This is a genomic window from Citrobacter sp. Cs237 (assembly GCF_030332325.1).
Lineage (GTDB): Bacteria > Pseudomonadota > Gammaproteobacteria > Enterobacterales > Enterobacteriaceae > Citrobacter_A > Citrobacter_A sedlakii.
Genome location: NZ_JAOWIB010000094.1, coordinates 14427 through 26567, shown reverse-complemented (window position 1 = coordinate 26567; position 12141 = coordinate 14427). Strand labels below are relative to the sequence as shown.

Here is a 12141-nt window from a genome sequence, read left to right as displayed (position 1 = left end):
TCAGGCGGATAAGCGAAACATCATCAGGCTTCTGTGGTTGTCTCCGCGCTATGCCGTGCTCTTTACTCTTTCGCCTGCTCAATAATCAGTTTTCCGTGCATTACCGCCACATTAACGATCGTTCCGGTGGGAAACCCCGCCTGTTCCAGCCAGTCTCCGTTGATGGTCAACGATGCGTGCCGACTGTAGCGCCGCGTATTACCGGTTTTACGATCTTCATGCCGCTTGCGGACATAGCTGACCTTTAAGCGACGAAACGGTTTACTGATTGCGGCATTATGCGTGTCAGTTTCAAACGTCATAAACGATTCCTTGTTACCACGGTGGATGTGATTACTGTATAAAATGCCAGTAAAAATGCGTCGGGGCAAACCTGAAACTGGAAGGCGGATTCCGTAATTTAAATGCAAGAGATGTAACGAAAGGGAAGGAACTGCCGGATAAGGGTCATCCGGCAATCTGGTTACGCCAGGTCTTCGCCGTTGCTGGCAATCACTTTTTTGTACCACCAGAACGACTTTTTGCGGGTTCGTTCGAGGGTGCCGTTTCCGGCGTCGTCGCGGTCGACGTAGACAAAACCGTAGCGCTTGCTCATCTCACCGGTCGACGCAGATACCAGGTCAATGCAGCCCCAGGTGGTGTAGCCCATCAGCGGTACGCCATCCTCAATGGCGTCGGCCATGGCGCGGATATGTTCACGCAGGTAACTAATACGGTAATCGTCGTTAATTTCACCGTTCACACCGATTTCATCTTTGGCGCCGAGGCCGTTTTCCACCAGGAACAGCGGCTTCTGATAGCGGTCATACATCATGTTCATGGTGATGCGCAGACCGAGCGGGTCGATGCCCCAGCCCCAGTCACTGACCTGAAGATAGGGGTTGCGCAGCGATTTAACCACGTTAGCCGCACGGGTGTTTTGCGTGTTCATCTCCGCCGACGCACAACGCGAGGCGTAGTAGCTGAACGACACGAAATCGACGGTATTTTTCAGGATCGCATCATCTTCCGGCGCTTTCTCAATCACCACGCCTTTCTCACGAAACACGCGAGCGGAATAAGCCGGGTAGGCGCCGCGCGCCTGTACGTCGATAAAGAACAGGTTTTCGCGGTCTTTCTCCAGCGCCATCCACACGTCTTCCGGTTTGCAAGAGTAAGGATAAAAATTACCGCCCGCCAGCATACAGCCCACCTGGTTCTGCGGGTTAATGTCATGGGCGATTTGGGTCGCCAGCGCGCTGGCGATCAGCTCATGATGGGCGGCCTGATATTTCACCTGATCCGGATTCTCGCCTTCTTCAAACACCAGGCCGGCCCCCGAAAAGGGACTGTGCAGCATGATGTTAATTTCATTGAAGGTCAGCCAGTATTTCACCAGACCGTCAAACGCTTCAAAGCAGGTGCGCGCGTAGCGGGTGAAGAAGTCCACCATTTTGCGGTTGCGCCACGAGCCGTATTGCGTGACCAGATGCATTGGCACGTCGAAGTGGCAGAGAGTGACCAGCGGTTCGATACCGTACTTTTTACATTCGGCAAAAACGGCGCGGTAAAAGGCAATTCCCTCTGCGTTGGGCGTCAGTTCGTCGCCGTTCGGGTAAATGCGGCTCCAGGCGATCGAGGTGCGAAAAACGGTGAAGCCCATTTCCGCCATGAGCGCAATATCCTCTTTGTAGCGATGGTAAAAGTCGATCGCCTCATGGCTTGGGTAAAACTCGTCATTCCGCAGTTCGAAACGCTTTTCCAGACCCAGCTTAACCGGCATGCGATGCTCGCCGTGCGGGATCATATCCACGGTGGCCAGCCCTTTGCCGCCTTCGCGATACGCCCCTTCAGACTGGTTAGCGGCGAGCGCGCCGCCCCATAAGAATCCTTGCGGAAATACAGACATAGTAAACCTCAGTTAATGCCAGTCAGACGCTGGCCTCTTTTGCAGTGTTCGGTTGGGCGCCGTGGTGTTTCCGCGCCTGCGCGGCAGCGTCTTCAACGGGGAGGTCTTCAAAGCCGAGCAGTAGCGTCAGCACGAATGACAGCACCACCGCCAGCGCCATGACGCCAAACACCCAGACAATGGTCATCGGATTGGTAGGATCAAAGAACTGTACGCTGGTAAACAGGCCTGGCGCCGCCATGGAGTGGCTGGCGAGCCCCGCCATACCGGCGACCGCGCCGCAGATAAAGCCGCTAATAAGGCTTGCGATCAGCGGACGTTTCAAACGTACCGCCACGCCGTACAGCGCCGGTTCGGAAATGCCCGCCATGATGGCGGAGGCGGCAGCGGCCAGCGCGGTCTGGCGCAGCTCCGGGTTTTTAGTTTTCCATGCCACGGCAAGGGAGGAGCCGCCCAACGACAGGTTCGCGCCGATTTCAGAGGGCATCACCATGCCTTCTTTGCCCGTTTCGGCGATGGTCTGAATGATGGTCGGCGTGAAAACGCGGTGCATCCCGGTCATCACCAGCAGCGGCCAGAGCGCCCCCATAATGGCGACGGAGAGCCAGCCAAGATAGCCGTGAATGGTGTAGACCAGCGCAGAGATCGCGCTTCCGATCCAGATGCCAATCGGCCCGATCAGGACGATAGCGAGCGGGGCGGCAATCAGCACGATCAGCATCGGTTTAAGGAAGTTTTTGGTGACCGCAGGCGTAATGCGATCGACCCAGCGTTCGATGTACGACAAGCACCAGGTCATCACCAGCGCCGGGATGACCGTATAGGTATATTTCACCGCCGTGACCGGGATCAGGGCAAACTCCACATGCTCGCCCTGCGCCGCTTTCGCCATCAGGTCGATAAAGCTCGGATGCACCAGCACGCCCGCAATCGCGATGGCCAGCGACATATTGGTTTTGAATTTGATGGCGGCGGACGCGGCGACCATCAGCGGCAGGAAGAAGAACGCGCCGTCGCCAATCACCGTCAGAAGTGTCAGAGTGGAGGAGCCTTTCTCCAGTACGCCAGTCATCTCAAGGATCATGGCCAGCAGTTTCAGCATCGATCCGCCGATAATCGCCGGGATCAGCGGCGACATGGTGCCGATCAGCGCATCAAGGATCCCCGCGCCTATCCGCTTCAGCGTCAGTTTCGGTTTCCCTTCGGGTTCTGCGGGCTGCATTTCGCCCGGCAGCAGGCTGACGACGTCGCGATAAGCCTGGGACACGGTATTGCCGATGATCACCTGGCACTGGTTGTCACTGCGAACAACGCCGAGTACGCCGCTGATGGATTTCAACGTGGCGCCGTCAACCTGCGAATCATCTTTGATCACGAAACGCAGGCGCGTCATGCAGTGCGTCACTGCGCTGATATTGTCGACGCCGCCCAGAGCCGTCACCACGGCGCGCGCCAGCGCTGCATAGTTTTTTGACATAGGATTTTTATCCTGTTTTATCAGTAGGGTACGTTTAATTTATGCCGTACGGTCGGGTGAGCGAGCGTCGGTTATGAAACGCTTATGAGAAACCGGTTCCACAAAATCATGAATAGTTTGTATTTATTAGGCAATAGATAAAAATTACTATTTTTCATAAATGTGATTTTTGTCACTTATGTTTTTTGCCTCTGTTTTACCATCTGGGACAACCACGCAGCGGTGCAGTACACTGCGTCACATTGCGGGAAAAGGAAGATAAAATATGACGACGATGCTGGAGGTAGCGAAGCGGGCCGGGGTGTCGAAAGCGACGGTTTCGCGGGTGCTTTCAGGGAATGGCTACGTCAGCCAGGAGACAAAAGATCGCGTGTTTCAGGCGGTAGAAGAAAGCGGTTATCGTCCCAATCTTCTGGCGCGCAGTCTGGCGGCGAAATCCACCCAGACGCTCGGCCTGGTGGTGACCAATACCCTTTATTATGGCGTCTATTTTAGCGAGCTATTGTTTCATACCGCGCGGATGGCGGAGGACAAAGGACGTCAGTTGCTGTTGGCCGATGGTAAACACAGCGCCAGGGAAGAGCGCCAGGCGATTCAGTACCTGCTGGATTTGCGCTGCGACGCGATCATGATTTATCCGCGTTTTCTCAGCGTCGATGAGATCGATGAGATCATCGATAGCCATTCGCAACCGATTATGGTGCTGAACCGCCGGCTGCGTAAAAACAGCAGCCACTGCGTCTGGTGCGATCACAAGCAAACCAGTTTCAACGCGGTGGCGGAGTTGATTGCTGCCGGGCACCGGCACATCGCCTTTATTACCGGCTCGATGGATTCGCCCACCGGGGTTGAGCGTTTGTCAGGCTATAAAGACGCGCTGACCCGACACGGTATCGCCGTCGACGAACGACTGATCGTCAAAGGCAAATGGACGCCAGCCTGCGGCGCGGCGGGGGTAAAAACGCTGCTTTCGCGCAATGTGGCCTTTACCGCGCTGGTCGCCAGTAATGACGACATGGCGATCGGCGCGATGAAGCAGCTACACGACAGCGGGCTGGCGGTACCGGCGCAGGTGTCGGTGATCGGTTTCGATGACATTGCGTTGGCGCCGTATACCCTTCCGGCGCTTTCCAGCGTGAAGATCCCGGTGACCGAGATGATTCAGGAAACCATGGGGCGTCTCATCTTTATGCTCGATGGCGGGGCGTTCACGCCGCCGAAGACCTTTACCGGTACGCTTATCCCACGTGATTCCCTGATTTCCCGCTCGGGTCAGTAAGGGTTGTCATCCGTCATCGTCATTCGTGACGATGACACCTTTCTGGTGGGCTAATTTTTATAAATTGTTATATATAACAATAAGATAAAAACTGGCATGATTTGTGAATGCTCAGGCGCACGAACTGTCATTGCTGGAGAAATTGATGAACCGTTTCATCATTGCAGACGCCAATAAATGCATTGGTTGCCGTACCTGTGAAGTGGCCTGCGTGGTCTCCCATCAGGAAAACCAGGACTGCGCGTCCCTGACCCCTGAAACCTTTTTACCCCGCATTCATGTCATTAAAGGCGTAAATGTTTCTACCGCGACGCTGTGCCGCCAGTGCGAAGACGCACCCTGCGCCAATGTCTGCCCGAACGGCGCCATCAGCCGCGACAAAGGCTTTGTTCACGTGATGCAAGAGCGCTGCATTGGTTGTAAAACCTGCGTGGTGGCCTGTCCGTATGGCGCGATGGAAGTGGTCGTACGTCCGGTTGTTCGCAACAGCGGAGCAGGGCTGAATGTTCGTGCGGAAAAAGCGGAAGCCAACAAATGCGACCTGTGCCATCACCGCGAAGCGGGACCGGCGTGTATGGAAGCCTGCCCGACCCATGCGCTGATTTGCGTTGACCGCAATAAGCTCGAGCAGCTCAGTGCGGAAAAACGTCGCCGCGCCGCGCTGGATTCCTCTGCGTCTTTGCTGTTCTGATCGCTGAAAATCCGCGTAAAATAGTTCAGCTTTTACGCCTGATGGCGCTGCGTTTATCAGGCCCGCAAGCGCGACAATAGGTAGGCCGGAGGAGGCGAAGCCGCCTTCCGGTACAGTGCGGATCACGGTGAGAGAAGACGATGGAAACAATCAACCATGCTGGCGTAGCGCTGCGCATTCGGGGCAAAGTGCAGGGCGTTGGATTTCGCCCTTTTGTCTGGCAACTGGCGCAGCATCTGCAGTTGCATGGCGATGTCTGCAACGATGGCGACGGCGTGGTGGTGCGTTTGCTGGAAGACCCCGCAGTGTTTATCACCGCGCTTCACAAACATTGTCCTCCGCTGGCGCGCATTGACAGCGTAGAGAGAGAGCCGTTTACCTGGTCGCTGCCTCCTGCGGAATTTACCATCCGACAAAGCGCGGGCGGCGCCATGAACACGCAGATCGTGCCCGATGCGGCGACCTGCCCGGAATGTCTGGCGGAAATGAACGCGCCTGGCGAACGGCGCTACCGTTATCCCTTCATCAACTGTACGCACTGTGGTCCGCGCTTTACGATTATTCGCGCGATGCCCTACGACCGTCCTTACACCGTCATGGCGGCCTTTCCGCTGTGTCCAGCATGTGAAAAAGAGTACCGCGATCCCCATGACCGTCGCTTTCACGCCCAGCCGGTGGCGTGTCCGGCCTGCGGTCCGCACCTTGAATGGCGGAGCGGCGAAGAACGTGCAGAAAAAGACGCCGCGCTGATAACGGCGGTCAACGTGCTGAAAGCGGGGGGAATCGTTGCCGTTAAGGGCATTGGCGGATTTCATCTGGCTTGCGACGCACGAAATTCCCGGGCGGTGGCCACGCTACGCATGCGTAAGCGTCGTCCGGCGAAACCGCTGGCGGTGATGTTGCCTGACGATCGCGGTCTGCCGGAAGCGGCGCGCAACGTGTTGCGCACGCCCGCCGCACCGATTGTGCTGATCGACAAACGGCACGTGGCTGCATTATGCGAGGCCATAGCCCCCGGCCTCAACGAAGTGGGAGTCATGCTGCCAGCCAATCCGTTGCAACATCTGCTGTTACAGGAACTGGGTTTTCCGCTGGTCATGACCTCCGGCAACCTTAGCGGCAAGCCGCCAGCCATCACCAATACGCAGGCGCTGGATGATTTGCAGGCCATCGCCGACGGATTCCTGCTGCATAACCGCGACATTGTGCAGCGAATGGACGATTCGGTGGTACGCGAAAGCGGTGAAATGCTGCGGCGTTCGCGCGGGTATGTGCCGGACGCGCTGACGCTGCCGCCGGGATTTCGCGACCTGCCGCCGATGTTGTGCCTGGGGGCGGATCTGAAAAATACCTTCTGTCTGGTGCGTGGCGGGCAGGCGGTTCTCAGCCAACATCTGGGCGATCTGAGCGATGATGGCATCCAGAGCCAGTGGCGCGAGGCGCTGCGCTTGATCCAGAACATCTACGACTTTACGCCCCAGAGGCTGGTTTGCGATGCCCATCCGGGTTATGTCTCCAGCCAGTGGGCTGGCGAGATGGCGTTGCCGACGGAAACGGTGCTTCATCATCACGCCCATGCGGCGGCCTGTCTGGCCGAACACGGCTGGCCGCTGGACGGCGGCGATGTTATCGCCCTGACCCTGGACGGTATCGGCATGGGAGAGGCGGGCGCGCTGTGGGGCGGCGAATGTCTGCGGGTAAATTACCAGGACTGTGAACATCTCGGCGGGCTGCCAGCCGTGGCGCTGCCGGGGGGCGATCTCGCCGCGATTCAACCCTGGCGCAATCTGCTCGCCCAGTGCCTGCAGTTTGTTCCTGACTGGCAGCAGTCGCCAGAAACCGCCGCGGCGCAGCAGCAGAACTGGCCCGTGCTAGCCCGCGCCATTGAGCGAGGGATCAACGCGCCGCTGGCCTCTTCCTGTGGTCGCTTATTTGACGCTGTAGCGGCGGCGTTGGGCTGCGCGCCCACGTCGCTCAGCTATGAAGGCGAAGCCGCCTGTGCGCTGGAAGCGCTGGCCGTTCAGTGCGACGATGTTTCACATCCGGTGACGTTACCGTTGAGCGGAAACCTGTTGGATCTGGCGACCTTCTGGCGGCAATGGCTGGACTGGCAAGCCCCGCAGGCAGAACGCGCATGGGCATTCCATGACGCGCTGGCGCAAGGGTTTGCCACGATGATGCGCAAGCAGGCCACTGCGCGGGGGATCTCCACGTTGGTCTTTAGCGGCGGCGTGATGCACAACCGTTTGTTGCGGGCGCGACTGATGGTTCACCTGTCTGATTTTAATCTGCTGTTTCCGCAGCAGCTCCCGGCGGGCGATGGCGGACTTTCGTTTGGGCAGGGCGTAATTGCGGCGGCGCGCTGGCTGGCGCGGCATAAATAAAAAAGCCCCGGGACTGCCGGGGCAAAGCAACAAGCAATAATGAACGTCCGTGTTCGTGAGGTTAATAAAGCAGGGGCATTGTGGCCGGAGGGCGCGGCAGGCGTTACGCCGGCAACGATTTCAGCAGGGCGAAGGCCTCTTTCATGCGGTCTTCGCTCACGACAAAGGCGCAAAGTTGCCCTTCCTCGTTCATCCCCTTTGCCACCATTCCGTCGGATTCCGCGCTGATCTGCCAGGCGAGATCGCGTCGCTGGGTTTCTCCGGCAAGATGCAGCGGCAGTTCCGGGGTTTTGACTTTTACCAGCATGGCGGGCAGTTTCAGCGGCGCGTTGCCGCCGAGCAGGTTTTTCGCCAGGTACATTGCGCTAAGCTGTATTGGTTGCAGGAATGGCAGTACCTGACCGTTGATTTCTGCGCAGTCGCCAATGGCATAAATATCCGCGTTGCTGGTTTGCAGACAGGTATCCACGCAGACGCCGCGATTCACGTTCACACCGGCGCGGCGCGCCAGCGCGGTTTCCGGTCGCAGGCCGGTGGCGGCAATCACGGCATCCACTTCGATGCTGCGTTCGCGATCCAGCGCGGCGCGAATACCGGTGGCGGTTTTTTCCAGACGCTGTAACTGAGACTTCAGCAGCAGATGCACGCCCATGTCGGTAAGCCGGTGCTGTAAGCGACTGCTTACTTCCGGCGGCATCAGCGAGGCGAGAAGGCTGGCGGCGTTGTCGATCAGCGTGACCGCCTTGCCCGCACGGCAAAAATCCATCGCTAATTCGCTGCCGATAAGACCTCCCCCGACAATCAGCACCCGCTGGGCGTCGCGCAACTGCGTTTCACAGGCGCGGTATTCTTGCTGGCTGTTTAACGTGAGCATTAACTCACGTCCCGGGACGGGCGGAACAAAGGCTGCCGCGCCCGTGGCAAGAACCAGCTTTTCATACTGCCATTGCTTATCCTGACTTTTCACCACGTGGGCGTCGGCATCGATGTCGGTCACCCAGGTATGCGGGAACAGGCGCAGGTTGAACTGTTCGGCAAACTCGCCCGCCGACTGGCGGGTGAGATCGTCGGCGCGTTGCGACTGGCTTATCACATGGCTGAGATCGGGTTTGTTGTACTCGTCCATGCTATCGGCGGCAATCAGGGTTAACGGGATTTCCGCGTCCTGTTTACGGATGTTTTTCACTAACTGGCGGGCGGCAAAGCCCGAACCAATGATAACGATTCCCCGGTTCATTTTGCCTCCGTCGCCAGCTCGTCGAACACGTCCTTACCTAATGAGCATTCCGGGCACAGGAAGTTGTCCGGAACCTCACTCCACGGCGTACCCGGTGCGACGTCCTGCAGCGGCTCACCTTTTTCCGGGTCGTAGATCCACTGGCAGACGCTGCACTGCATGCAGGGGCCGAGATCGGCGGTCGCAGGGGCTTCAACTGGCGCGCTTTCTGCTGCTACCGCTTTCGGCGCGGCTTCCGGCAGCGGTGCGAGCGCCCACTGACGGGCAATGTCGCGCCCGTGCTGACGGCACAGTTCCAGCGCGTCCAGATCCGGACGCCATTTCGCCTTCAGGCTCAGGGACATCTCAAAGCCGGCATCCTGCAGGCGGGTAGAGAGACGATCAACCGCGCCGCCGCTCCAGCCGTGAGAACCAAAAGCGCTGGCGCGCTTGTTACGAAAGCGCAAGCCGGTCATCTCTTCCACCAGTCCGGCGATTTTTGGCATCATCACATTATTCATCGTCGAGGTACCGACCAGTACGCCTTTGGATCGGAAGACGTTGGTCAGGATTTCATTTTTGTCACTGCGGGCGACGTTAAAGATTTTTACCGCCACGTTTGGGTCAACTTCGTTAATCCCCTGGGCGATGGCATCCGCCATCATGCGGGTATTGTTGGACATGGTGTCATAGAAGATAGTGATGCGATCTTCCTGGTAGTCTGCTGCCCATTTCAGATACAGCTCAACGATTTGCGTGGGATTATCGCGCCAGACCACGCCGTGGGAGGTAGCGATCATATCGACCGGCAGGTTAAAGCCGAGGATTTCAGTGATCTTGGGCGTCACCAGGCGGCTGAACGGCGTCAGGATGTTAGCGTAGTAGCGTTGGCACTGTTCAAACAGTTCGGTTTGATCCACTTCATCATTGAACAGACGTTCGTCGCAGTAGTGCTGGCCGAAGGCGTCGTTACTGAACAACACCGCATCGCCGGTCATGTAGGTCATCATACTGTCCGGCCAATGCAGCATCGGGGTTTCGACGAAGATCAGCTGTTTGCCGTTGCCGATATCCAGTGTGTCGCCAGTTTTCACTACCTTAAAGTTCCATTCCGGATGATGGTGATGGCCGGTGATCGAATCGATGGCGTTGGCGGTGCAGTAGATTGGCGTGTCCGGGATCTGAGTCATTAGCTCCGTCAACGCCCCGGCATGATCTTCTTCCGCGTGGTTAATAATGATGTAATCGATATCCGCAAGGTCAATTTCACCCCGTAAATTCTGTACGAATTCGCGGCTGAATTTATGATCAACGGTGTCGATCAGTACGTTTTTTTCTTCGCGAATCAGATAGCTGTTATAGCTGCTGCCGCGCAGCGTTTTGTATTCGGTGCCGTGAAAATCGCGTACTTCCCAGTCACGTTGACCAACCCAATGAATGTTATTTTTAACCAGAATAGACATAGCAACCTCAATTAATTCAGCGTTGTTCAAAAGTGTTGCTTTGCTTATTGCAGGTTACGTGCCAACTATTTATCTCTTTGATTTTTAATGATTTGTTAGTTTTTATATTTATAGTGATAGTCAAAAAGACTATGATTAATGATGTCAATATGACATTATGTATTGTCAAAATGACAATGAGGTAGCCATGAGTTTTTCCGTTGACGTACTGGCGGGGATCGCCATCGAATTACAGCGCGGCGTCGGGCATCAGGATCGCTTTCAGCGCCTGATAACCACGCTACGCCAGGTGCTGGAGTGCGATGCTTCCGCGCTGCTGCGTTATGAGGCGCGCCAGTTTATTCCGCTGGCGATCGACGGTCTGGCGCAGGACGTGTTGGGCAGGCGCTTTACCCTGGAAGGTCACCCGCGTCTGGAAGCCATCGCCCGCGCCGGGGACGTGGTGCGTTTTCCCGCAGACAGCGATCTGCCTGACCCCTACGATGGGCTGATTCCCGGTCAGGAGAGTTTAAAAGTGCATGCCTGCATCGGCCTGCCGCTGTTTGCCGGGCAAAACCTGATCGGCGCGCTGACTCTTGATGGTATGGAGCCCGACCAGTTTGACGTTTTCAGCGATGAGGAGCTCCGCCTTATCGCCGCGCTGGCCGCTGGCGCGCTCAGCAATGCGCTGCTGATAGAACAGCTGGAAAGCCAGAATATGCTGCCCGGTTCGACGACCGATTTCGGCCAGGTAAAAGAGACGCAGATGATTGGCCTGTCGCCCGGCATGATGCAGTTGAAAAAAGAGATTGAGATTGTGGCGGCGTCCGATCTCAACGTTCTGATCAGCGGCGAAACGGGTACCGGGAAAGAGCTGGTGGCAAAAGCGATTCATGAAGGTTCGCCGCGCGCGGTAAATCCGCTGGTGTATCTGAACTGTGCCGCGTTGCCGGAAAGCGTGGCGGAGAGCGAACTGTTTGGTCATGTCAAAGGCGCGTTTACCGGGGCCATCAGCAACCGTAGCGGGAAATTTGAAATGGCCGATAACGGCACGCTGTTTCTGGATGAGATCGGCGAGCTGTCATTGGCCTTGCAGGCCAAACTTTTGCGCGTCTTGCAGTACGGCGATATTCAGCGGGTTGGCGACGATCGCAGTCTACGGGTGGACGTACGCGTACTGGCGGCTACCAACCGCGACCTGCGCGAAGAGGTGATGGCAGGGCGCTTTCGTGCTGACTTGTTCCACCGCCTGAGCGTTTTTCCGCTGTCCGTTCCCCCGCTGCGCGAGCGCGGGGAGGATGCGGTGCTGCTGGCGGGCTATTTCTGCGAGCAGTGCCGGTTGCGGCTGGGACTTTCCCGGGTGGCGCTGAGTCCGGGGGCGCGAAATTATCTGCTGAACTATGCCTGGCCGGGTAACGTCCGCGAGCTGGAGCATGCGATTCACCGCGCAGTGGTGCTGGCGCGGGCGACACGGGCAGGGGATGAAGTGGTGCTGGAAGCGCAGCATTTCGCTCGCCTGGACGATGTCCCCGCTTCGCAAACAGACGTTGCGCCGGAGATGCCGCAGGCGGTTAATCTGCGTGATGCTACCGAGTCGTTTCAGCGCGAGACGATCCGTCGTGCGCTGGCGCAGCATCATCACAACTGGGCGGCCAGCGCCCGGGCGTTAGAAATGGACGTCGCCAACCTGCACCGGCTGGCGAAGCGTCTGGGGTTGAAAAGTTAGAGTACGCGCGGGGACGTTCTGGTCCGATTCACATTTTT

At 57.4% G+C, this 12141-nt stretch carries 9 protein-coding genes; 4 read left to right on the top strand and 5 right to left on the bottom strand.

Features of this window, described 5'->3' with window-relative positions; genetic code table 11:
* Positions 1-62: 62 nt before the first annotated feature.
* The 3 genes from OGY07_RS07030 to ascF all read right to left on the bottom strand — a co-directional run bounded on the left by OGY07_RS07030 (position 63) and on the right by ascF (position 3365).
* Positions 63-302, bottom strand: coding sequence for a SymE family type I addiction module toxin (locus tag OGY07_RS07030; RefSeq protein ID WP_042288608.1), 240 nt, complete (start codon positions 300-302; stop codon positions 63-65).
* A 161-nt stretch (positions 303-463) separates the two neighbouring features.
* Positions 464-1888 carry a 6-phospho-beta-glucosidase gene (locus OGY07_RS07025; protein WP_060569415.1) on the bottom strand — a complete coding sequence of 475 codons (1425 nt, stop codon included), beginning with the start codon at positions 1886-1888 and terminating at the stop codon, positions 464-466.
* 22 nt (positions 1889-1910) lie between these two features.
* A complete protein-coding gene (ascF, locus tag OGY07_RS07020) occupies positions 1911-3365 on the bottom strand; it encodes a PTS cellobiose/arbutin/salicin transporter subunit IIBC (protein WP_042288601.1) in 1455 nt (484 codons plus the stop codon).
* 265 nt (positions 3366-3630) lie between these two features.
* Between ascF and OGY07_RS07015 the strand changes: the two genes are divergently transcribed.
* From OGY07_RS07015 to hypF, 3 genes are all read left to right on the top strand, one after another.
* A complete protein-coding gene (locus OGY07_RS07015; protein ID WP_060569416.1) occupies positions 3631-4644 on the top strand; it encodes a LacI family DNA-binding transcriptional regulator in 1014 nt (337 codons plus the stop codon).
* A gap of 145 nt (positions 4645-4789) precedes the next feature.
* Positions 4790-5335: an electron transport protein HydN gene (hydN, locus tag OGY07_RS07010; RefSeq protein WP_042288595.1), complete on the top strand. Its 546-nt coding sequence runs from the start codon at positions 4790-4792 to the stop codon at positions 5333-5335.
* Between the two features lie 140 nt (positions 5336-5475).
* Positions 5476-7719 carry a carbamoyltransferase HypF gene (gene hypF, locus OGY07_RS07005; RefSeq protein ID WP_205612268.1) on the top strand — a complete coding sequence of 748 codons (2244 nt, stop codon included), beginning with the start codon at positions 5476-5478 and terminating at the stop codon, positions 7717-7719.
* A 103-nt stretch (positions 7720-7822) separates the two neighbouring features.
* Here hypF and norW read toward each other — a convergent pair whose 3' ends face one another.
* Together norW and norV are read right to left on the bottom strand one after the other, a co-directional pair.
* Positions 7823-8956 (bottom strand): NADH:flavorubredoxin reductase NorW, encoded by a 1134-nt coding sequence (gene norW / locus OGY07_RS07000; RefSeq protein WP_286599577.1) that lies wholly within the window; start codon positions 8954-8956, stop codon positions 7823-7825.
* Positions 8953-10398, bottom strand: a complete 1446-nt coding sequence (gene norV, locus OGY07_RS06995; RefSeq protein WP_199957120.1) for an anaerobic nitric oxide reductase flavorubredoxin — start codon at positions 10396-10398, stop codon at positions 8953-8955. Before norV ends, norW begins: the two co-directional genes overlap by 4 nt.
* Before the next feature lie 187 nt (positions 10399-10585).
* On the opposite strand from norV, the gene norR reads away from it, so the two are divergent.
* Entirely contained in the window at positions 10586-12103 is a 1518-nt protein-coding gene (gene norR / locus OGY07_RS06990) for a nitric oxide reductase transcriptional regulator NorR (protein WP_269535634.1), read from the top strand.
* Positions 12104-12141: the final 38 nt, after the last annotated feature.